This window comes from Saprospira grandis str. Lewin (assembly GCF_000250635.1).
GTDB classification, from domain to species: domain Bacteria; phylum Bacteroidota; class Bacteroidia; order Chitinophagales; family Saprospiraceae; genus Saprospira; species Saprospira grandis.
Window position 1 is genome coordinate 3,850,450 of sequence record NC_016940.1, and the last position, 22,469, is coordinate 3,872,918.

The 22,469-nt window shown below is 46.4% G+C and carries 21 protein-coding genes; 14 read left to right on the top strand and 7 right to left on the bottom strand.

Annotation, left to right across the window (positions count from 1 at the left end):
• Positions 1 to 144 precede the first annotated feature (144 nt).
• From bioB to SGRA_RS16985, 3 genes are all read right to left on the bottom strand, one after another.
• Positions 145 to 1,137: a biotin synthase BioB gene (bioB, locus tag SGRA_RS16975; RefSeq protein WP_015694036.1), complete on the bottom strand. Its 993-nt coding sequence runs from the start codon at positions 1,135 to 1,137 to the stop codon at positions 145 to 147.
• A 100-nt stretch (positions 1,138 to 1,237) separates the two neighbouring features.
• Positions 1,238 to 1,708: a hypothetical protein gene (locus SGRA_RS16980; protein WP_015694037.1), complete on the bottom strand. Its 471-nt coding sequence runs from the start codon at positions 1,706 to 1,708 to the stop codon at positions 1,238 to 1,240.
• Positions 1,709 to 1,752: 44 nt separating this feature from the next.
• Entirely contained in the window at positions 1,753 to 2,385 is a 633-nt protein-coding gene (locus SGRA_RS16985; protein ID WP_015694038.1) for a deoxynucleoside kinase, read from the bottom strand.
• 140 nt (positions 2,386 to 2,525) lie between these two features.
• Between SGRA_RS16985 and SGRA_RS16990 the strand changes: the two genes are divergently transcribed.
• Positions 2,526 to 3,278 carry an ABC transporter ATP-binding protein gene (locus SGRA_RS16990; protein WP_015694039.1) on the top strand — a complete coding sequence of 251 codons (753 nt, stop codon included), beginning with the start codon at positions 2,526 to 2,528 and terminating at the stop codon, positions 3,276 to 3,278.
• 391 nt (positions 3,279 to 3,669) lie between these two features.
• On the opposite strand, the gene SGRA_RS17000 is transcribed toward SGRA_RS16990, so the two are convergent.
• Positions 3,670 to 8,115 carry a hypothetical protein gene (locus SGRA_RS17000; RefSeq protein ID WP_015694041.1) on the bottom strand — a complete coding sequence of 1,482 codons (4,446 nt, stop codon included), beginning with the start codon at positions 8,113 to 8,115 and terminating at the stop codon, positions 3,670 to 3,672.
• A gap of 319 nt (positions 8,116 to 8,434) precedes the next feature.
• On the opposite strand from SGRA_RS17000, the gene SGRA_RS17005 reads away from it, so the two are divergent.
• Positions 8,435 to 8,833, top strand: coding sequence for a DUF7793 family protein (locus SGRA_RS17005; protein WP_015694042.1), 399 nt, complete (start codon positions 8,435 to 8,437; stop codon positions 8,831 to 8,833).
• 67 nt (positions 8,834 to 8,900) lie between these two features.
• Here SGRA_RS17005 and SGRA_RS17010 read toward each other — a convergent pair whose 3' ends face one another.
• Positions 8,901 to 9,980 carry a fatty acid desaturase family protein gene (locus tag SGRA_RS17010; protein WP_015694043.1) on the bottom strand — a complete coding sequence of 360 codons (1,080 nt, stop codon included), beginning with the start codon at positions 9,978 to 9,980 and terminating at the stop codon, positions 8,901 to 8,903.
• A 1,308-nt stretch (positions 9,981 to 11,288) separates the two neighbouring features.
• Positions 11,289 to 13,298 carry a TonB-dependent receptor gene (locus tag SGRA_RS17015; protein ID WP_187288173.1) on the bottom strand — a complete coding sequence of 670 codons (2,010 nt, stop codon included), beginning with the start codon at positions 13,296 to 13,298 and terminating at the stop codon, positions 11,289 to 11,291.
• Positions 13,299 to 14,022: 724 nt separating this feature from the next.
• Between SGRA_RS17015 and SGRA_RS17025 the strand changes: the two genes are divergently transcribed.
• From SGRA_RS17025 to SGRA_RS17080, 11 genes are all read left to right on the top strand, one after another.
• Positions 14,023 to 14,721, top strand: coding sequence for a MotA/TolQ/ExbB proton channel family protein (locus tag SGRA_RS17025; protein WP_002660359.1), 699 nt, complete (start codon positions 14,023 to 14,025; stop codon positions 14,719 to 14,721).
• A 25-nt stretch (positions 14,722 to 14,746) separates the two neighbouring features.
• Complete coding sequence (locus tag SGRA_RS17030) at positions 14,747 to 15,166, top strand: ExbD/TolR family protein (protein ID WP_002660361.1); 420 nt, start codon at positions 14,747 to 14,749, stop codon at positions 15,164 to 15,166.
• A 23-nt stretch (positions 15,167 to 15,189) separates the two neighbouring features.
• Positions 15,190 to 15,597 carry an ExbD/TolR family protein gene (locus tag SGRA_RS17035; protein ID WP_015694047.1) on the top strand — a complete coding sequence of 136 codons (408 nt, stop codon included), beginning with the start codon at positions 15,190 to 15,192 and terminating at the stop codon, positions 15,595 to 15,597.
• A 4-nt stretch (positions 15,598 to 15,601) separates the two neighbouring features.
• A complete protein-coding gene (locus SGRA_RS17040; RefSeq protein ID WP_050981182.1) occupies positions 15,602 to 15,982 on the top strand; it encodes a hypothetical protein in 381 nt (126 codons plus the stop codon).
• Positions 15,983 to 16,298: 316 nt separating this feature from the next.
• Positions 16,299 to 17,144, top strand: coding sequence for a hypothetical protein (locus tag SGRA_RS17050; RefSeq protein ID WP_015694050.1), 846 nt, complete (start codon positions 16,299 to 16,301; stop codon positions 17,142 to 17,144).
• A 4-nt stretch (positions 17,145 to 17,148) separates the two neighbouring features.
• Positions 17,149 to 17,634, top strand: a complete 486-nt coding sequence (locus SGRA_RS17055; RefSeq protein ID WP_015694051.1) for a YqiA/YcfP family alpha/beta fold hydrolase — start codon at positions 17,149 to 17,151, stop codon at positions 17,632 to 17,634.
• Positions 17,631 to 17,921 carry a DUF2752 domain-containing protein gene (locus SGRA_RS17060; RefSeq protein WP_015694052.1) on the top strand — a complete coding sequence of 97 codons (291 nt, stop codon included), beginning with the start codon at positions 17,631 to 17,633 and terminating at the stop codon, positions 17,919 to 17,921. Before SGRA_RS17055 ends, SGRA_RS17060 begins: the two co-directional genes overlap by 4 nt.
• Before the next feature lie 319 nt (positions 17,922 to 18,240).
• Positions 18,241 to 18,741 (top strand): ferredoxin reductase domain-containing protein, encoded by a 501-nt coding sequence (locus tag SGRA_RS17065; protein WP_015694053.1) that lies wholly within the window; start codon positions 18,241 to 18,243, stop codon positions 18,739 to 18,741.
• A 17-nt stretch (positions 18,742 to 18,758) separates the two neighbouring features.
• The gene (locus SGRA_RS17070) at positions 18,759 to 19,256 is read left to right on the top strand and encodes a hypothetical protein (RefSeq protein ID WP_015694054.1); all 498 of its coding nucleotides are present in this window, start codon (positions 18,759 to 18,761) and stop codon (positions 19,254 to 19,256) included.
• A complete protein-coding gene (locus SGRA_RS17075) occupies positions 19,257 to 19,739 on the top strand; it encodes a hypothetical protein (protein ID WP_015694055.1) in 483 nt (160 codons plus the stop codon).
• Between the two features lie 44 nt (positions 19,740 to 19,783).
• A complete protein-coding gene (locus SGRA_RS17080) occupies positions 19,784 to 20,155 on the top strand; it encodes a TM2 domain-containing protein (RefSeq protein ID WP_015694056.1) in 372 nt (123 codons plus the stop codon).
• A 92-nt stretch (positions 20,156 to 20,247) separates the two neighbouring features.
• Here the strand turns inward: SGRA_RS17080 and SGRA_RS17085 are convergent, their stop codons facing one another.
• Positions 20,248 to 21,228: a polyprenyl synthetase family protein gene (locus tag SGRA_RS17085; protein WP_015694057.1), complete on the bottom strand. Its 981-nt coding sequence runs from the start codon at positions 21,226 to 21,228 to the stop codon at positions 20,248 to 20,250.
• A 360-nt stretch (positions 21,229 to 21,588) separates the two neighbouring features.
• On the opposite strand from SGRA_RS17085, the gene SGRA_RS17095 reads away from it, so the two are divergent.
• Positions 21,589 to 22,431, top strand: a complete 843-nt coding sequence (locus SGRA_RS17095; protein WP_015694059.1) for an alpha/beta hydrolase family protein — start codon at positions 21,589 to 21,591, stop codon at positions 22,429 to 22,431.
• Positions 22,432 to 22,469 lie beyond the last annotated feature (38 nt).

The following is a 22,469-nucleotide window of genomic DNA, read 5'->3' on the forward strand; positions in this document are numbered from 1 at the left end:
AGGCGGCGCAGCCGCCGCAGGGCCGAGCAGACCTGCGAGCTGCGAAATGGCCCGACCCGCCCGCAGGGCGGGGCAGCCCCAAAAAAAAAGCAGAAAAGCCAAAGCCTTTCTGCTAATCTGTACCTTTATAGAAGGGGGAGGAGTTTAGACAAACTTACCGGCTTCCATTTCGTTTTCTTGTCCTTTGAAGGCCGCACGGGGTTGTAGGCCGAGCAGCTGGAACATCTGGCGGTCCTGATCCACATCGGGATTAGGGGTAGTGAGTAGTTTTTCGCCGGCAAAGATAGAGCTAGCGCCAGCCATAAAGCAGAAGGCTTGCTCCTCGATGCTCATTTCCTCGCGGCCAGCGGATAGGCGGACCTGAGAGAGGGGCATAATGATGCGGGCGGTAGCGATCATGCGGAGCATTTCCCAAAGCGTGATCCGTTTTTGGTCCTCTAGAGGCGTGCCGGGCACACGGACGAGGGCATTCACGGGCACAGATTCGGGATGCTTAGGCATATTGGCTAGGGTGTGCAGCATAGCGATGCGGTCTTGGTCGGTTTCGCCAAGGCCGATAATACCGCCAGAGCAGACCGAGATGCCTGTATTACGGACATTATCGATGGTATCGAGACGATCTTGATACTCTCGGGTAGTGATAATATTCTCGTAATTCTCTTCCGAGGTATCGAGATTGTGGTTATAGGCATAGAGGCCGGCCTCTTTGAGGCGTTGGGCCTGTTCTTCGGTAAGCATACCGAGGGTACAGCAAACCTCCATACCGAGGCTATTTACGCCTTGGACCATTTGGAGGACGCGGTCAAACTGCTTATTATTTTTGACATGTCGCCAGGCGGCGCCCATACAAAAGCGGGTAGCGCCATTAGATTTTGCGATACTTGCTTTAGTGAGGACCTCATCTACTTCTAGTAGAGATTGGTGGTCTACATCGGTATTGTATCGGGCGGCCTGAGGGCAATAGGCGCAATCTTCGGGGCAGCCACCAGTTTTAATAGAGAGCAAAGTACAGACCTGTACTTCTCTGGCCTCGTGATATTTTCGATGGACCGTAGCGGCCTCATAGACCAAGTCTAGAATGGGGCGGTTGTAGATTTCCTCAATCTCGGCAGTAGTCCAATCGTTACGTACTTCCATAATAATTTACATTTGGTCAGTAGATAAAAAAAAGCAGCGGAAGCGTCCACTGCTTGTCTAGGCAAAGCTAAGCAATAATTCTAGAACTTAGACGAAAAACTTAACGTTTTAGGTCTAGGCGAAAAGAGCTAGCGCTTTGGCTATCGTTGTAGTCTAATTCAATTGTGCTGGGGTCATCCGAGATTTTGCCACGGACCTTGGCCCAGACCAATTCGTCTCCATCGGCATCCTCGCCTAATTCTTCGGCCTCAAAGGCGAAGGGAGAGGACATTTTGCCAGAGAGTTCATTTTCGATATTTTGGTCTTTGTGGCGGACAAAGCCCTTGACCTCTTGATTGTCGAGCATTTCGATAAAGAAGACATAATCATTGTGTCGGCCTTTAAAGCCGGGGCGATCGGGAAATTCTTCTCCTTCTAGGCTAGAATTATTTTCTGGGGCGCTTTCTGTTTGGCTGAGTTGGCCTTCTTCTAGGGCTGCTTTTTCTGGGGTTTTGGGCGCTTCTTGGGTATTGCAGGCAATAGTCAGGCTAAGGAGCCAAAGGAGGACAAAAAAGAGGTTTCGGACTTTCATAAGATATAGAGTTTAGTGATTTAGGGGGATAGTTATTTTGGGGTTTAGCCGTCTAGGGCGGCTTTCACCTGAGCAATCACTTTTTTGCGGTCTTCCTCATTGCCCACATAATCGAGTTGGTCGGCGCTGAGGGTGAGCAATTTACCTGCGGAGTATTCGGCGATCCAGTTTTCGTATCGTTCGTTGAGGGATTGCAGATAGTGCAGGCTCATATTCGACTCATAGCTACGGCCTCTTTTCTGGATATGTTTGACCAGAGTGGGCACGCTAGACTTGAGATAAATCATGAGGTCGGGGGGGGTGATTTGCGACTCCATAAGGAGGAAGAGGTCAAAATAGTTTTTAAAATCTCTGACCGACATCAGGTCCATTTCATGCAGGTTGGCGGCAAAGATATGGGCATCTTCATACAAAGAGCGGTCCTGAATGACCACTTCATTGCCCGCCTTGATTTTCAGTACTTGTCTATATCGGCTATTGAGGAAGTAGACCTGTAGGTTGAAGGACCAGCGGCCCATATCATTGTAAAAATCTTCTAGATAAGGGTTGTCATCGGTAGATTCATAATTGACGGTCCAGCCAAATTCTTCTCCTAACAAACGACAGAGTGAGGTTTTTCCGGCCCCAATATTTCCGGCCACTACAATATGCTTGTAGGGCAGTTGCTCTTTAGACATAAGGTATTTTGATTTACGATAAGCGTTAATTTGCGGCTAAAATAATTTTTTTATCCCTAAAAAACCATTCTAATTTGTACTTTTAGCTAGCTCTTTTTTGGGCCGGCTTCTTTACCTTTTTGATTATCAGTAGATTCCCTATGGCAAATTCTAATAAAAGCATTATTAATATTCAAGACATCAGCAAGGTTTACCAGATGGGGGGCCAAGAGGTGCGGGCCTTGCAATCAATTAGTTTGGATATTTACGAGAACGACTATGTCTCTTTGATGGGGCCTTCGGGCTCGGGCAAATCGACCCTAATGAATATGTTGGGTTGTTTGGATACGCCTAGCGGGGGGCATTATCTGCTCAATGGGGAGGATGTGAGTGGGATGACGGAGGATGAGCTGGCCGAGATTCGGAACCGAGAAATTGGTTTTGTTTTTCAGACCTTTAATTTGATTCCCCGCCTATCTTCTTTAGAAAATGTGGCCTTGCCCTTGATTTATGCGGGCATGAGCAAGCGCAAACGCCTAGAGCGGGCGGCCGAAGTTTTGACCGCTGTGGGTTTGGGCAGCCGTATGGACCACAAGCCCAATGAGCTTTCGGGGGGGCAGCGGCAGCGGGTGGCCGTGGCTCGGGCCTTGGTCAATAAACCCTCGATTATTTTGGCCGATGAACCCACGGGAAACCTCGATAGCCGCACTTCGGTAGAAATTATGGCCCTTTTTGAGGAGCTGCATGCGCAGGGCAACACGATTATTGTGGTTACGCATGAGCCCGATATTGCAGAGCATACCCACCGCATTATTCGCCTAAAAGATGGCTTGGTAGAAACCGATAATTACAACCAACAGCCTCGTTCGGCCAAAGAGCGATTGGAAGAAATGAAAGCCTTGAAAGGGGAGTAGGATAGGGATTTGGGGCCCGCGGCCGGCAAGCCGGCCGCCGCTATGCTGCGGGGCTCACAGGGCTGTTCGGCCCTTCGCTTTTTCGCTTTGCTCAAAAGCTCGGTCTGGCCTTCGGCCACCCCTCCGCAGCGCTGGGCCGCTCATCGGGGCGTTTTTACTTTGGGCCTTCTTCTTTGGCCCTTAAATCAATCTGGCTGAGGGGCTGTAGCAGGGCCGCCGCAGGCGGCAGACCAAAGCGGCGCAGCCGCTGCAGGGCCGAGCAGAGAGCGAGCTGCGCAATGGCCCGACCCAAGGCCGCAGGCCGCAGGGGCAGCCCCAAAAAATAGAAATATGAAAACTTGAAATACAGGCGTAAAAAAAGCAGCCCTTGAGGGGCTGCTTTTGGCTTAACTTACTTTAGTTGGAAGCGAAGTTTTTTGTTATCGGCTTGAAGTTCTAGGACCTCCGTAGAGATAATGTGCAGGCTAAAATTGATTTCGCTGGCCAGATAGCGGTCATTTTTGTGTTCAATTTCATAATCATCGGAGAGGAGTTTGGGGCTTTGGTTCCAATCGACGGTAAGGTCGACCTCTCCCTCTGGGCTACTCCAGCTAATTTTAAGTTTTTTGGGGTAGAATTTAAGTTTCATATCGCCCCATTTGGCCTCTAGTCGTTGTTTTTCGAAGTGCATGAGGCTTGGGCTAAAATCGGCTTGTTTGGGGTCGATGATAATGGGGAAGAGGTTTTCCCAGGCAGAAGTTTGTCCTTGTTTATTTTCGTTTAGTTCGTCTTGGTCCTTATTGCGTTTAATGCTTTGTTTGTAGCGCTGTAGGTCTTTATTGAACTGCTCTTTTCGTTTTCGGATATATGTTTTTATGTTGGGGTTGACGCTTTGGAGCTGTTCTTCAAACTTATCGCTAGGGCTGCCAAAGCGGCCTTTTTTGTAGGGGCGCATTTGGACCCATTCAAAGAAGTCGAAAACCTCTTCTTTATATGTGGCAAAATTGCTCCAATCTTTGTCTATGGCCAAATCTTCTAGCCAGAGGCGCATACCGGCTAGCAATTCGCCTCGGAGGTTGGGGTCCATAGGTTCTTGTTCAATATTGAATCGCCAGGCATTGGGGTCTTTTTGCATAGCCATGCGTTCTTGGACCAACTTCAGGAATTTGGGGAGCAAGTAGGCCCGTTCTTTTTTCCCTCGAATTTTAGCGAAGAGGGGCAAAACGAGTTTATCAGAGAACAGTTCTTCTAGCTGTTTGTGGTCGGCTAAAATTTCGAGCAGCCAGCTTAGGTTTTTGCCTGCTTCTAGGCGTTCTAGGCGGTCCTCTTTTTCCAAATAATAGTCGAGGAGTTTGCGTTTGAGTGCAAGCTGTTGTTTACTTCGGTAGTTGATTTGGGTGTCTAGCGACAAGATATCGAACTTGATGTTTTGTTTGATATCGTGGGCCTCAATGATGGTGATATAGCGTTCTTCTTTTCGAATCATTAAGCGGATGAGTTCTCTTTGCTGGGCTTCGCTATATTGTATATTGTCTCTTACTTTTAGCAACCAGATTCTGTAGAGTTCTTGTAGGAGGGCGGGTTCACGGACATTTCGGTCTAAAATGCGCACTTTTTCTTGTGGGTCTTTAGTCGTTCGGACTTGGGCGAGTAGTTTTTCGGTACTTTCCATTTTGGGGTCAACATACTGCCAAATTTCAAGTGCTTCTTGGTATTTCTGCATTTGGAAGTATCTGTTGGCCAAATGCAGTTGTAGCTGTTTAGAAATTTCTTCTTCCTCTAGTTGGGCGATATTTCGGGCCAGCAAGGCATAGCGATCAAAGCGGTTATTATCTTTTTGCTTTTGGAAAAAGGCCAATAACTGCTTTTGCATTTCGAGCAAAAGGGCTTGGCGTTTGGGATAGACCAGAGGGTCGAGCTCGAAAAACAATTTACTTTGCATATTTTGTTCTAGGCAGACGACCAGATTTCTTTCTTTAGGCTGTAGCATAAAGGTTAAGACTTTCTCCCAAAATTTATCATTCTGTTGTCTGGCTACCTTGAGGGCCTTGTCTAGTAGACAACCACAGAGGTAGGCTTCTAAAACGGCTTTCCTTTTGCCCATATCTGAGAATTTTTCAGCGGCGGCCTCATATTGGCCTTCGGCCAAGAGCATTTTGGCTTCCGACTCATTTCGCTTGCTGCTAATCTCTTTATAGACATTATTGTATTCTGGATTATCGAGGGCTTTATTGTAAAAGTAGACCGCTTTGCGGTAGGCATTGGCCTCTATCTGCTTATGGTCCGCATTTTCGGCCTGTTGGCGGTGTTCTTCAGCAATTTCTAGAGGTTTTTGCTCAATATGATCGAGTTCTTGGGCGGGGGTGTTGAGTTGGATCAGGCGGTCTTCAAACTCAAAGTTGAGCCAGTCTTTATGGTTTTCTTGATTTTCTTCTAGCAATGTTCTGCCTTTTTGAAGAATGCTCCAAAGGGCCGAAATACCTGCTTGGCTATCAATAATATAAAGGCGGTCTTTGGCTCTGGTTAGGGCCACATAAAGCTTATTATAAAAATAGTTGAGTTTGAACTGTTGCTCATCGCTCAGTTGCTCAATAAGCAGGTCTAGGCTGAGCCCTTGCTCGGCCAAATAGGCCCCAAAGCCATAGAGAATAATGTTGGGGTACTCTAGTCCCTTGGCCGAAAGGGCCGTTTCTAGGTTAGAAATGGGTTTGTTCTTCGTTTCCTCCTGCCCAAAGGCTTGGGCCAAAGCCTCAAACATAGGAATAGCGCTCTCTTCTAGTTCGCTGAGTTGTACGCCTTCTATACGGTCAAAGGGCAACAGAAAGGTGGTGGCATCTAAGCGCTTGAGCAGCTCGCTATTGACCTCCTGTTCTGCCGGGCCAAAACAAAAGACCGAGGGGGCCAGGCTCCCTTCTGCATCTTTATATACGGTTTGGGGGAGAATATCTTTGCTGGCGGGAAAATCTCTCCTTTTGTACTGAATAATATTGGCCAACTGAATAATGCTACTGGTCGAGCGGTAGTTGTGGTGCAAAGGTTCAATATCAGGCGGAGACAAATGCTCTTGGCTGAGTTGTTCTTGCATTTCGCCCAACAAATTGCCTAGACTTCCTTTGAGCAAGGCCCAGCGAAAACCTGTAGGATTGACCGCCTGAAAGGGGTCTCCTGCAAAAATGAGCGGCAACTGTCGAACATCTTCTAAATTGAAGTTGCTGTACTGAGATAGACGCAGTAAGAGGTTGATTTCTAGCCGAGAAAAATCCTGTGACTCATCGCAAACTAAAAAACTATAGCTGCTATCGGTATACCAGCCTTTAATTAAAATTTCTCGAACAAGGTCTTGCTCATCCCAAAGCCCAAGTTCCTCACAACGGCGCTTATACCATTTGTAGGGCCCTTGATGTACCCGCTTAAAGAGCTCTGGATTGATAATTCTTCGGTCCTTTTTTTCAATTAAATTGAAGTCGTCCTCGCCCAAAATCTCTTTCTGATAGCCTTTGATATAGCTACGGATAATATACCAGGCCACTTCTGCCGAAACCTTGCTGGCGTCTTTACAGTCTGCGGCATACTCCTGAGAAAAGCGGGCAAAATCAACATATTTTGGGGCTCTGTATTGCTGTCGGTCTTCACTGGCCTGTCGATAAATCTTTAGTAAGAGGTCTCTAAAAGAAGAAAAGAAGCGCTGAAAGTCTTCGGCCTGGATTTTCTTTTCTAATTCCATACTTTCTTCAGAAGAACTGCGCAAAAGGTTGCGAATCGTGTTCTCTGCTGCCTTGAGCAGTTTTTTATTATAACTGAGGTAGAGTGGTGGATCAATATGTAGCGACCAGCCCTCAGCTGAAAGTTGAGCGGGTTTTTCTAAGTAGACCTTGAGAATATTGCGATATAAATAGTAGAGCATGGTCGATTTTCCACTACCCGCTTGCCCATCAATCATTAGCGGGAAGTCAAATGTACGCAAAAGCTGCTCCTGCTCTGGGCTAAGGGCCAAGTTGATGTTTTCTTTAAAGTCTTGAATTTGTTTGGGCACAATCATTTCCCAAAGTTCATCAGAATATAAGACCTCCTCTCCATAGGCCCGAACCGCCAAACGGTCTAGCTTTTTGGCCTGACTGTCTTCTTCAAAACTAATGAGCTGCTCTTCAAAGGTGGTTAGATAGTTTTGCATTTCTGCTTTGGTCCCAAAGGCATAAAGTAGGTAGCCCACCCGCTGCTCGCTTTCGTCCTGGGCCAATTGAGCCGCCAAAATATAATGCCCTTCCTTGCCAAAGATCAGGCTGTTGTGATTATACTCCTTATAATCGTAGCTGTCTAAATTGGCTTCAATTAGGTCATAGAGAAAGACCTTGATCCTAGAACTCGCATTAAAGTGCTTCCTAATGGTTTTGCGCCAGTTTTTGGCCTCAAAAAAAGAAAGTATGGGCTTTTCGTTTTTTACCTCTTGTAGCATTTTGTCAAAAGGAACAGGTAGCGGCTCCCGCAAGCTCTGCATTTCATTATGTACACTCCTTTGCTGCGCTTTTAGCGCCTCCACATCTTCCAAAAAATGCTTGTTGTACCAACTCTCTATGTCTGTGACTATCTTGTCGTAGTCATTGCTTTTTCGCTTGAACAACTCCAGAAAAAAGAGCTGATCTGCTTCAAATTTATAAATCAGCCGATAGACGTTCTCCGAACGGCCAACCTTTTCTTTGTGTAAGCCACTTTTTAGGCGTAGGGCCTGAAACCGACTGCCGTTCCAATCAAAGTTCTCTTTGAGAAACTGAATCTTTTTGCGAATTCGACTTTGGTCTTCCTGCGATAAATTCTTAAGTCCTTCTTCAAAAGTAGGGTGCAAATGATGCGGGTAAGTCATAATCTTATTGTTTGAGGTAAAAAAAAAGCCTAGCCGCCATTTGGCAGCCAGACCCAGTTATAAAGTAGCTGGCAGAAACGCTTGCTGCGCTCCTGCTTCTGTATTTAAATAGATGGCAAACTTAGCCGAAAAGGCAAAGTCGCTGATTGTCTTAGGTGTTTTGGGTCTTTCTTAAATATAAAGGCATTTTAGCTAAAGCGCAACTAAGGCTATGCTTTTTTTAAGAAGGCTTTATTCGTCAGCCTATTTTGTCCAGTTTTAAGCTAGAAAAATGAAGGAAAACCCTTATCTTCGTCAGCTAAACACACTATAAGAGAAAATGGAAAAAAAAGTACGATTAAAAAAAAGCTGGCTGATTGTAGATGAAGCTAATGGAATTGTTATCCAAAGAATGGATGAGGGCGCTTATCTGGAAGCCCAAGATTCCTACGATTGCTTTGATCAGTGTTTTCAGCTCAAGGGAAAAGAACCTATTTATTTCCTTTCCGATATGCGTGCAGTAAAAGGAATGAGCAAAGAAGCCCGTAAAGTGACTGCCGCAGATGCCAAGGACGCAAACTTTCATGCCGTGGCCGCATTGATCAATAGCGGAGCATCTAAAATTCTAGGCAATTTTATGATTCGCATCAACAAACATAAGCATCCCATCAAGATGTTTACTAATGAGGCCGAAGCTATCGCCTGGCTGAAAAAACAAAGAGAAGCCGCTGGCCTTTAGGCCCAAATTTGCGTCAAAAAAAGAAAAAGCCAAGGACAAGTGTCCTTGGCTTTTTTGCTTTAGGGTACTATTTTTTTTGTCCTAAAACTCGCAAACAACGCAAATGCGACTGCAGGGCCTTAAAAAAACTAGGGTGCTCATGATAGGGTAGACCAAATTCGGCTGCCGTTTGCTGGACAATAGGAGCCAGTTTGGGATAATGCACATGAGAAATATGTGGAAAAAGATGGTGCTCAATCTGGTAGTTGAGTCCCCCAATACACCAAGATATCCAGGCTTTTCCTCTAGAAAAATTGGCTGTGGTTTCTAGCTGATGGGCCATCCAGCTTTTCGCAAGACGCCCATTTTCATCGGCCTGAGGATAATCTGGTCCCTCTACCACATGCGCCAACTGAAAAATACTAGAGAGCAGAAAACCCGCCACCAAATGCATGAGCAGAAAGCCCAAAATGACCGCCAAAGCAGGGATCCCCAAAATAAAAATGGGCAAAATAAACTGCACAAAAAGATAGGCTAGCTTAAAAGAAATCAGTTTTGCCCAAACCGCCAAGGGCTTTTTGCCCAAAAGCAAATTCTTTTTGGTATAACGGTAGAGCGACTGATAATCGCCCCAAATAATCCAGCTCAAAGTGAGCAAACTATAGATTGGTAAGGCATAAATATGCTGGTAACGATGTACCGCCCGCCAAGGCTCCTCGGGCTCCAAACGCAAAATCGCCTTATGGCTAATGTCTTCATCCCAACCCGAAATATTCGTGTAGCTATGGTGCAAAACATTATGCTGCACCTGCCAATTAAAAGAAGACCCCCCCACCAACTCCATACTATGGGCAAATAGGCGATTGACCCAAGATTTTGATGAAAAAGAGGCATGCACGGCATCGTGCATCACACTCACTCCAATGCCAACCATCCCCAAACCCATCAAAAAGTAGAGGCCCAAAATAAGGACATAATGACTAGGCTGAAAAATAAAAAGAGCCAATAAAGGCAGTACATAAAGGGCCAACATCAAAACTGCTTTTAAGTACAATTGCCGATTCCCAGAGGGCCGCTTTTCCTGCTCTGCAAAATAATCTTGTACCCGCGCCTTGAGCTGGCGCACAAATTCGAGCTGCTGGCTCTTGTCAAATTTTAGTGCTTTCATGATTTCAATTAAAGTTGTTTCTGCCCAAAAGATGAACCCTATCCCCAAGCCCCTATAAATTGAACAAGCTTTTAGTTTTTTTTAACAGCTAGGAGGATAAAGGGAGGGATTTGGGGCCCGCGGCCGGCTAGGCTCCGCCTAGGTCGGCCGCCGCTATGCTGCGGGGCTCACAGGGCTGTTCGGCCCTTCGCAAAACTTCGCTAAGGCTCGTTTTGCTCGGTCTGGCCTTCGGCCACCCGCTCCGCAGCGCTGGGCCTGTTTGGCCTTCGGCCATGGCGGCTTCGCCGCTTCTTTGCTGCTTAGATTTGGAAAAGGGAAACTGTTTAACATTTTGTGTTTCTCCTTTTTGCTGCCTAGGGGCTTGTCCCTAGGCGACTATTGGCTAAATCCCAACAAGCTAAAGGCCCAAGTTTTATTTTAATACACAAAATCCTGAAGAGTACATTATTCCTCTTCTTTAGTCTTTGGTTCTACTCATTTACTGTTGCTATGCAGTAGCTGTACTGCTCTGATGCGGTCCTTTACTGTATGATAGAGGTGGTTGAAGTCCATCATATAGGTTATGGGAGTCCATTATATAGGTTGTGGAAGTCCATCGTATAGGTTGTAAGACCCCAAATAGACGTCACTGGACGTCTATTTGGAGGTCCCTAGACCTACTTAATGGGGTTGAGGAACGTACCCAATGGGGTATAGGGACCTATCTAATGGAGTATAGGAACGTACCCAATGGAGTTCAGAACGTATCTAATGGGGTATAGCGACGTATCTGATGGAGTTCAGGACGTACCCAATGGGGTTTAGGGACGTATCTGATGGAGTTCAGGACGTACCCAATGGGGTATAGGGACGTATCTGATGGAGTTCAGGACGTACCCAATGGGGTATAGGGACGTATCTGATGGAGTTCAGGACGTACCCAATGGGGTTTAGGGACGTATCTGATGGAGTTCAGGACGTACCCAATGAGGTATAGGGACGTATCTGATGGAGTTTAGGACGTACCCAATGGGGTTTAGGGACGTATCTGATGGAGTTTAGGACGTACCCAATGAGGTATAGGGACGTATCTGATGGAGTTCAGGACGTACCTGCTGCAGTAAACAGGGCGCAAAGCGCCCGCAGGCTGAGGGATGGATAGCAGTGGCCGCAGGCCAGACCGAGGCGGCAGAGCCGCCGAAGGGCCGAGCAAACCTGCGAGCTGCGGCACAGCCCGACCCGAGCGAAGCGAGTGGGCAGCCCCAAAAAAAGCCCCAGTAGAATAAACTACTAGGGCAGAAAAGGTAAATATCAACTTCTCTAATTGACTTAGAACTCTAGTTTTAAAGAAACATTCCATGTGCGGCCAAAACCATAGAAACCAGTGGCCGATTGCAACATTTGTTCATTGCTCATATTGGGCGCATAGAAATTGTCGGCCTCGGCTACGTACTTGGTATCCAGGATGTTATTGACATTAGCGCGAAGTTTTAGCGCTACTTTATTGAAGGCAAAACGGTAGCCAATACCGCCATTGAGTAGGCCGTAGCTAGGCAATTTTAGGGCTTGGCGACCTTCTGCTGCGCTGCTGTTGTAATCAACGGGGTCAAAGTTGGCGTATAGATTGGCCGCATAATAATAGTTGGCATCTAGTTGTAGACCAAAGGGAAGTTTGTACTCTAGACCGAGGCTCATGGTCGTTTGGGCGGCATCGCCGACCTTAAGGCCCTTGGCATAAACAAAAGCGGTATCAATGACTACATTATCATCATCGCTGATGAGGGCCTCTACATTATTGGTCCATTGCCAGTCGCCAAAAGAGGCCATAAAAGTAAGGTAGAGATCTTTGGCCAAAAGGGCTTTTCCATCAATTTCGATCCCTTTGTGAATGGCATCAAGGCCTGTAAGGTTGGCGGTGAAATTATCGCCTTGGCTATCTTGGTAGCCACGGATAAAGGACTTATCCATCCAGCGAGTGTGATAAAGGTTGACATTGGCCATCACTTTTTGGAGGCGGAGCCCGTAGCCAATTTCAGCCCCAAAGGTCTTCTCATTTTTAGCCTCTTCATTAGCGTCATTGTTGTAGTTGGGAAAAACCACATCAAAAATAGGGGCTCTAGAGAAGTAGCCAATGTTGGCAAAGACGTTATGGGCCTTGTTGATATTGTAGTTGACGCCAGCTTTGGCGGTATATCCAATAAAATTGTAGCTCTCACTTTCCTGATTACCTTCTTCGTATTGGAAGTAATCTACTCTTTTATAAGAGGTATTAGAGAGGGCGCCAGAGAAGAAGGCCGTGAGTCCGCTTTGGTTATCATATTCTAGTTGGCCAAAAACGCCTTGCCAGCCCACAACGCCATCATTATAGTATTGGATTTTGTCGCCTTCTTTTTTCAAGGCGCCTCTTTCTCTGCGGTCAATTTGGCCATCTCCATTAAGGTCGACGCTATCGCTTTGGGCGTTAATATCTCTAGAGTCTAACCAATAGTCATTGCCCAAAAGGTCATTGATTTCTCGGTAGTGGATGCCTTTGTAGTAACGTAGATCAATTCCTCCAGAGGCCGTAAATTGCTCATTGATATTATAGGTCAGGTTAGAGAGCAGGCCTGCCCAGTTGTGTGAGTTGACAGAGCTACGGCGAATTAGTCCATCATTTTCTCCGGCCACAGATCCTAGTCCAGCCACCTGATATTTTCCGCTGCTCGGAAAGCCACCGATGTTATCGCTTCCTTGGTTCCAGGCCACAATATCGTCCATACGGAGAAGGCCTTGATCATCTCGGTAAGCCCAGCTGCCTCGGCCATCAATGCTTCCACGGTCGCCAGTTCCACCACCACGGCCCACAGAATAGTAGGCAGAAGTAGAGAGAAAGAGCTTCTCGTTGATGGTCCAATAGTGATTGAGGGCCATTTGGGGTTTATGATAAAAGTTGCGGCGCATATTGTATTCTTTGCCGTCTAAGTAGCCCCAATCGGAGTTATAGCGATAATCGCGGATAGAATCATAGGTCATCAGGCTTTCTCTAAAGGTTCTTTGGCCATGGCTTTGGGGAGCACCAATAGCCGTAAAAACGAGCCGGTGTTTTTCGCCAAATTCTTTAGCAATAGAGGCAAAATAAGAGCCGCCCAAAAAGCTAGTTCCATCAATGTAGCCATTTCCTTGTGTGTAGGCGCCAGAAACCGTAATGGCCCAGCCGCCTTTCAAACGCCCAGTAGACAGCGTAAGCGCATTGCGGAAATAACCATCATTACCAATCATAGAGGTAAAGCTACCGCCTTTTTTCTGATCGGTTGTTCTCGTAATAATGTTAATCGTTCCTCCAATAGAAGAGATAGCCAAACGACAGGCTAGCCCAAAGGCTCAAAAGCAATACATAAAGATGTCTCATGAAAGATAATATTTGGTGAAAAATCTGCTGCAAAGCTACGCTTCTAGTCTTAGCCCTACTTTAGCAGAAGTTTAGCTCTTCATAAAGAAGTTTAGGCTTTACATTAAGCTGCGGTTAATAAAAAAATCCCATTATTAAGCTTCTTGTGAAAGCTTTTATCCACCAATTTAATGCACTAAATTTATCTCTCTTTGGATGTTTTTTTCTTTGGGGCTTGCCCGCCTTTCAGGCGGGCCGGGCTGTGCCGCAGCTCGCAGGTCTGCTCGGCCCTTCACAAAAAAGCTGCGCTTTTTGTTCGGTCTGGCCCTTCGGGCCACTGCTATCCATCCCTAAGCCAGATTTAATCGCGCTGCTTTGGCTATAGTTTGCTATGAATTTTTGGCTAGGCCAGCTATTTTTTAAGGGCATAGCCTTCGCTATGGTGGAGAAAAATAGGGCCGACTAGCGAGAAATTGCTGCAAACTATAAAAGTGAGTGCGTTTAAATCTGGCTATTGCCTGCGGGCGCTTTGCGCCCTGCTCAACCCAAAAAATAGAATCCAGCAGATAAAAGGCCTTTAAATAGAAATTAAACCTTCAAAGCCTTTTTCTTGTCGAAATATTATTTATTATTGCTAAAATTGCTAGCTTCCTAGCCCATCATACCGATTATTAACCCTAAATCTACTGGCAGATTATGTTTCCATTCTTTCTGTTTCAAGACCCTACGACTACGGCCACCGATGGCGGCGAAGTAGTTCCTGAAGAGGTAAGCTTTTCCCTCATTGAGGTCATTTTTTCGGGTGGCCCTATTGGGGTTGTCATTGCAGTAATTCTGCTTCTCTTAGCCGTTATGGCCGTTTATATCCTCATCGAGCGCTATCTTACCATTAAGCGCGCAGGCGACCTAGACGAAAACTTTATGGCCCAAATTCGCGGCTTTGTCCAAACCGGAGATGTAGAATCGGCCCTAGCACTTTGCCGTCAAACCAATACACCCGTAGCCCGTTTGGTCGCCAAAGGCCTACAACGCATCGGCAAACCCCTAGAGGATATCAATGCCGCCGTAGAAAATGTAGGTAACCTAGAAATCTTCCAACTCGAAAAACGCCTCTCTACTTTGGCCACTATTTCTGGTGCCGCTCCCATGATTGGCTTTTTTGGTACCGTAACCGGAATGATCCTTTCTTTTATGAATATGGCCGGCGGAGATGTAAGTACAGAAGCCCTAGCAGGCGGTATTTACCAAGCCCTAATTACTACAGCTTTTGGTCTTTTTGTCGGAATTATCGCCTTTATCGGCTATAACTCACTGATCGCAAGCATGGGCCGCGTCATCTTTAAGATGGAAGCTGCCACCGTTGAATTTATGGACCTACTACAGGAGCCCGCCTAGGCCCCTGAGCAAAACCTTTTAGCTTATGGGACTCAGTAAACGCAGCTCGGTATCGGCCGAATTTAATATGTCTTCACTGACCGATATCATCTTTCTGCTGCTCATCTTTTTTATGCTTACTTCTAGCCTGACGAGCCCCAATCTCAAAAATCTCGATCGCCCAATTTCTAGCAGTACTACGCCTTCTCCCCAAAATATTGCCCTTTCGGTTACTCCCGAAGGTGAGTATTTTATAGAGTCGGAGCTGGTGACTAAAGAAAATTTGGACCGCCGAATGGAACTTCGGATTATCGAGGAAAGAGAAAAGAATCGTCAAAAAGGAATCAAAACCGAGGTGACTATTGTCCTCAATCTAGACAAAAATGAGCCCACCAGCACCATCGTCGAAATCATGGCGCTGAGCAATAAACATAAGGCTCGCCTCATCTTGGCCACCGATCCTTAAGGCCTCAAAAGCTCCAATTTATTATGGGACTGAAAAAACGTACAGAGGTTTCGGCCGAGTTTAATATGTCCTCGCTGACCGATATTATCTTCTTGTTGTTGATTTTCTTCATGCTGACCTCTTCTTTGGTCAACCCAACAGCCATCAACCTCAAGTTGCCCAACTCCAGCCGTTCCAAACCAATTTCCTCCAATAAACCCGCAATTATTGTGGTTAATGAAAGTAAGGAAATTCGATTTAATCAACTCAAGGTGGATATTCCCGCCCTCAAAGCCAAAATTGGCCAATATGTCCTCGCCGATGGCCGAGCCGCTGGCGAGGTGACCGTCATCCTAGATGTACATCCCAAGGTCGATGCCCAAACCCTGGTTTCGGTAGTCGATGCCCTCAATGATGTGGGCGTCAAAATGATTTTGGCCACCCGATTATAGCCCTATGCCCAGATTCCGACAAAACCTTGCCCCGCAAAAATTGTCTTCCTGGCGCATCTATTTGCTCTTTTTGGTCATCTTAGGGATGGGGGGCTTCTTCTACCTCTTTACTCAAGCCCTGCTGCAAAGCTACAAAACGACCATTCTCAGAGTCGAATGCCTGCCGCAGGGCCGCTATTGGGTCCAAGGAGATACCGTAGATTTTGAGGGCTTTGCCCCCAAACTTCGACAAAAGGTCGAGCGCTACCAAGATCTTAACCCCAATATGCAAATCCACTTTTATTTGCCGCCCAAAGCCACTGCCCAAGATATAGCCCCCCTCATTCAGGTGGCCAACGCCTTTGAACAGGCCGAATTGCAACTCTATACCCTGCCGAGGAACTAATTTTTAGCTTAGGGCTATATATGTTATATAGTATGTTGTTTTTGGGCCTCTGCCTCGCTTCGCTCGTCGGCGGTTACTCCCTTCGGTCGTCGAACTGCGGCCTAACGGCCTTGTTGTCGTTTCGCAGCTCGCTGCTCGCTCGGCCCTTCAGCCTTTCAGGCTTCGGTCTGGCCTTCGGCCACTGCTGCACATCGGTTACTCCCTTTGGTCGTCGAACTGCGGCTTGCAGCCTTGTTGTGGCCTGCGGCCCTATCGGGCCTGCAAAACGCGGAAATAGGCCCAAACCACTCTTATTTTAGTTAGAAAATCTAGCCTTATGTCTACTCAAGAAATGGAATTTCAACCCGGCGCAGATCATCTGAGCCAAAGCAAAGACCGAAATATTGCCCGTATTGGGGCCCTGGTCTTTCTGATTCTCCTGCTCACGCTCATTTTTTGGCGGTTCTTTAGCTATGAATATCCGCTTAAGGAGGCTGGTGGACTAGAAGCCTCTTTCGGTAATGTTCAAATTGCAGGCGGTAGCGCTTCCGAAAATCCTACGCCAACTACAGACCCTCAACCGCAAGAGGAAAATAACCCTACGCCAACTACCCAAGAAATTGAGGAGGTCCAAACGGATGATAATATGGAGTCGGAGGCCGTGAAAACAGAACCCACGCCCACACCACCCCAAAATACGCCCAGCGAAAACAGCAACAATAATAATTCTTCTTCCTCTTCATCTAGCTCTTCTAATACCTATACGCCTAGTTTTCCCGGTGCTGGAAATGGAAACAAAACAGGCCCTGGACAGCAGGGAACTCCCGCCGGAAAAAAAGATGACCTAGGCGGAATTGGTAAAGGAAAAGAAGGCGAAGGCACAGGAGAATTGGGCGCTGGCCGAAATTGTCTTAGCGCTTGTAATTGTGAATTGAGCGCCAACCAACTCTCTCAGTTTGAGTCGGGCAACCGTACCGCTTATATTGAAATCTTGGTAGATCCTCAGGGAAATGTAATTGAGGCCAAGATGGCTAGCGTAAAGGATTTTCCTCAAAATGCGCAGTTTACCAAGGCGGTAGAAATTGATTTATTAGAAAAATGTGCGCTCAAAAGAAAATACGATCCTTCTGATAAGGGCTTTAAGGCCAAGGGCGTAATTACCATGAGCATTGTCCAAAAATAAGCAGATGAAAATTGCCTATTTCCATGGGCTAGAATCTAAGGTGGGCGGCCCCAAACCCAACTGGCTCCAAGCAGAGGGCCATGAGGTTTGGGCGCCGCCCATGCCATATAAGAGCCAGCCCTTTTTATTTGAAATGACCCAAAAAGCAGTGCTAGAGCAAGAGATAGAACTTTTGGTAGGGAGTAGTATGGGCGGTTATTTTGCCTATCATCTGGCTCGCTTATTAGATATCCCAGCCTTGTTGTTTAATCCTGCCTTGGGCGTACGCTCTGTTAAGGTAAAGGCCGATCAGAGTGGAGAAGAAACGCCTTTGTTGCTTTTGGCCTTTGGCCAAAATGACCAATTGATTGCGCCTAGTAGCAGCCAAGCTTTTTTAGCCGCCAATTGGCCTCAAAAAGAGCAGTTACATTACCTTTGGGGCGAGCATGGACATCGGACGCCCCTGCCTTTTTTTCAGCAGGGCGTTAAAGAAATTTTAAGATTATTGTGATCCTTTGGAAACTTTTTCGCGGCTATTTTGAATTAGCTGTTTGGTTATTTGCGCTAATCTATTTGGCCCTCTTTGCCCAGCCCGATGCGATAGAACATTTTAGTATTTGTGTTTATCGAGCTATTGGTTTTGATAGCTGTTGGGGTTGTGGTTTGGGCCGATCGGTAGCCTTTGCACTGCAAGGCAGTTTTGCCAAATCCTGGGAAATGCACCCTTTGGGTTTGCCCGCTATAGCTATCCTTCTACACCGCATTTATCGACTTATTCGTCTGGCCTGGAAAGCTTAGCTCCTTTTGCGGCGAGCAGGGCGCAGGCAATAGCCAGATTTAAACGCACTCACTTTTATCCTTTGCAGCAATTTCTCGCTAGTCGGCCGGCCATAGCGAAGGCTATGCCCTTAAAAAATAGCTGGCCTAGAAAGCTTCGCTCCTCTTGCGGTGAGCAGGCCCGAAGGGCCGCAGGCTGAGGGATGGACAAGGGTGGCCGAAGGCCAGACCGAGCTTTTTGAGCGTAGCGAAAAAAGCGAAGGGCCGAGCAGACCTGCGAGCCCTGAAACAGCCCGACCCGCCCGCAGGGCGGGGCAGCCCCAAACAATAAATTTAAAATATGAAGACCTTAGTTAAAATTAGTGTATTTGTTCTACTTGCTATTACTGTAGTCACTTGTCTTTTTCAACCTTCTCAGGAAGAGCAGCAGCTGTTGGGAAGTTGGGGCGTAGAGGAGGATGGGGCCAGATTCTGTCTACAATTTAATCCAAATCATCAGGGGAAATTTTATATTTTTTATTCTCATCTATTGCTGGGCGAACTTCTTATTAAGGGGAAGATGAGTTGGGAGCTGATTGATGGAAAGTTATCTTTGCGCTTAGATAAAAGAGATCCTCCAGAAATAGCGGTCAATTCTGCATTGGCGAATACCGCTATGCGGATGAAAATAAATGAAATGCGGGATGATTTTTTGAAGGGTTTGGAAGAGGATTTTGCTACGGAGCAGTTCTATGAAATTACAGAGGAGGGTGGGTTAGTGATAGGAGGAGGAGAGGCCCTCCGTCCTTATAGCCAGGCTAATGTTGATTTGCTTGAAGATTTTCTAAAAGAACATAAATAATTAAACCATAAACCTTTATGAAAGTAGTAGCCTACAGTTTTTCTTTTGTTTTGCTCTTTTTGTTGAGCAGTTGTAGCCTTTTGTTGAGCGATGCCGAGAGGCAGGTCCTGGGGCAATGGAAGCAAGTGACTTTGGTCTCGAAAAATTATATGGAATTTGGGGCCGACCATAGCGTAACCAACTATATTCAGGTCAATATTCCGATGGGCGGCAAGGCGCTGATGGTAGCCAGAGGAAGCTGGAGCTTGGAAAATGAGGAATTGCGCATTCAGTATAAGGGAACGCCTGAAATTGCGACAGAAGGCAGCGCAAAAACCATTGAAAAAGCCATTGAATTGATCGCTCCAGAGTTGAATATGGAAGCCTTGGAGGACCAAGAAGTTAGCTTTTCTTGTACGGGCCAAAAAAATGACAAACTGCAATTGGATGGAGTGGGCTGGAAGCCCGCCAGCAGCAGCGAAATTCAGGAAATGGAGCAATTTCGTAAAGAACATAGCAAAAAAACCGAACTCTAGATGCGATATTTAGCGATTGTTTTATGCCTAGCGCTATTTTCTTGTGGTCCAGACTTTGACCAATCCGAAGAAAGTTTGATTGGGAGCTGGACACAAAGCCGCTTGGGCACCGACTCTTATTTGATCCTAGAAAAAGACCATAGCTTTAAGCGCTATAGCAAAAATGAAATTCCGGGCGGCGGAAAGTATTTTACCCTTGTAGAAGGAAGTTGGAAACTAGAAGGCGAGGAGCTGTTATTTGAGCTGGGCGAGCCAAAACTTTATGTCAATCATAATCAGGAAATGACCAAAGAGCTCTTTAATCGTATGGGGAGCATGCAGCATTCTGAGATTTTTGACCGAATGAAAATTGGCTATGTTTATACGGGCAAAAAGTTGGACCGTTTGTACTTTGAAGAAGGGCAGTGGACCACGGTTTGGGTCCCGCTTAACCCTAGAGAACTTCAACTTTTGGTTGACTTTGTTGCGCAAGAAGAAAATTAGTTGCATCTTTTAGCACAGAAAATATTTTAAAACAAAACATTCCCATGAGAAAAGATATTATGGTCCTGCTACCTAAAGCAGAATCCGCAGAAGTTGAATATTTGGCGGGCATTGTTCACGATATGGACGGTGCTGACCGCAAGAGTTTTTTACGCATTTATAAGGGACGAAGATTAGATCCTATACTTGTTTTGGGCCTTTCTATTGGAGCTCCTCTTGCCGGTATTTCGGGCATTCATCGTTTTATGATGGGCCAAATTGGTATGGGCATCCTCTATTTGCTAACGGGTGGACTTTGTATGATTGGTAACATCATTGATGCAATCAATTATAAAAGTATGGCCTGGGAACACAATCGCAAAATTGCCGATGAGATTTATGGCAGTTTGCATGGCGGTGGAGGTGTTGTCTTTTAAATGAGGCTTTAGGCTCAGGTAGCGTACTACAAAATGTATTGTTAACCTGAGCCTAGCTAATGATTAAACTTAGACGATTTCTCCCCTTATCCTTACTTTTTGCGCTCCGTGACAAAACGGACCAAACCTTCTAGAGCGTCTCTCGCCTCCGATGCGGGAAACGCTCTTATTAATGCTATAGCCTCCTCCTGATAGTCATACATTTTCTGACGAGTATAGGCTATGCCCGGACTTTGCAAGACAAAATCCGTTACTTCCTGTATTTTTTTGGGGTTGGTGTTTTCATTCTTGATGATATTGACCATGTAATTTCTGGTCTTTTTATCGGTCGTATTCAAGGCGTGAATCAAGGGCAAGGTCATCTTTTTCTCCTGAATATCATTGCCCTGCGGCTTGCCCGCATCGCCATCGCCAAAATCAAATAAATCATCGCGAATCTGAAAGGCGATCCCAATTTTTTCCCCCAGCAAATGCATGCGCTCCACCTCTTCTTCCGTAGCGCCCACAGAAGCCGCCCCCAAAGCACAGGCCGCGGCAATCAAAGAAGCCGTTTTCTTGCGGATAATCTCATAATAGACCTCCTCTTTGATGTCTAAACGACGTGCTTTTTCAATCTGCAAAAGCTCGCCCTCACTCATTTCCTTAATGGCATTGGAGCTGATTTGTAGCAAATTATAAGCTTCATTTTTCAAAGAAAGCAAAAGCCCCTTGGCCAACATATAATCGCCAATCAACACCGCCACTTTATTGCCCCAAAGTGCATTGAGCGAGAAAAATCCACGGCGCTGCATAGAATCATCCACCACATCATCATGGATCAAAGAGGCCGTATGCAACATCTCAATCAAAGAGGCGGCATGATAACTCATCTCCCCAATTTCGCCGCAAATTTTGGCCGATAGGAAAATAAATAAAGGCCGCACCTGCTTGCCCTTTCGCTTGACCACAAAACGCATAATGGTATCCAATAAAGAAACCTGCGAACGCAATTCCTCCTCAAATACCCCCTCAAAGGTCTTTAGCTCTTCGGCAATTGGGGCTTTTATCTGGTTCAAACTCATCAAGGTCTTCATGGGCTGCTATATAGTGTATACAATATTGTTTTTATAAGAACAAGAAGCAGCCTAAAAAGATGAGCCGGCCCCTTATTTTTTGCAAAAATACAAAGAACTTCAAGCAAGAGGAACAGCTTTCTATGAAAATGCCCAACTTCAGTAAGATTTCATTATTTTTAGTTAAGTTTTGGGGCTGCCCCGGCTTTCAGCCGGGTCGGGCTGTGCCAGGGCTCGCAGGTCTGCTCGGCCCTTCAGCGCTGCGCGCTTCGGTCTGGCCTGCGGCCACCCTTATCCATCCCTCAGCCGTTGCAGGCCAAGGCCTGCCTGGGCCGATTTCCTCACTTCAAAATTATCCAATTACTTAAGAACAAATAGAATATGATAGAGAAGAAAACGGCTTGGATTCCAGCCGCCGCTGGCCGCCAATTGGCCCTAGATATTAGTTTTCCGAGCGGCAGGGCACCCGAAGCAGGCTGGCCGCTGCTCATTTTTGCCCATGGCTTTAAGGGATTTAAGGATTGGGGGCATTGGAACGCCCTAGCCGAGGCCTTTGCGCAGGCGGGTTATGCTTTTCTCAAATTTAATTTTTCGCATAATGGCTTAGGTCCAAATCTAATTGATTTTGAAGACCTTGATGCCTTTGGCCAAAACAATTATAGCAAAGAATGCTTTGATTTTGAGGCGGTCCTCGATTTTGTCCAAAAAAGTGATTGGCCCATCCAAAAGACGGCTCCCGTGCTCATTGGCCATAGCCGAGGCGGACCCATTGCGGCCCTAACGGCCCTAAAAAGAGGGGCCAAAGCGCTCATTAGTTGGGCCAGCGTACATGAACTAGATTATGCCTGGCAAGATCAAGCCTTTTTGGCCCATTGGAAAAAAGAAGGACGGCAGTTTATCCGAAATGGACGAACCAAGCAAAATATGCCCCTCGATTATCAACTTTATGAAGACTTTAAGGCCCATGAAGCGGCCTTTCGCCTTGGACCAAAATTAGCCGACTTATCTTGTCCCCACTTAATTGTACATGGCAGCCAAGACCCAGCCGTTTCTCTCACTTCGGCCCATTATTTAGATGAGCATTCTCCTAAAGCGGAATTACAGATTATTGAAGGGGCGGACCATGTTTTTGGCGGTCGCCACCCTTTTGCAGCAGGAGCCGAGCTGCCCCCGCATAGCCAAAAATTACTGCAGCTTTGCCTCGACTTTTTGGCCAAGCTTTAGGGAAAAGGGCGCAAAGCGCCCGCAGGCTGAGCTGCCCG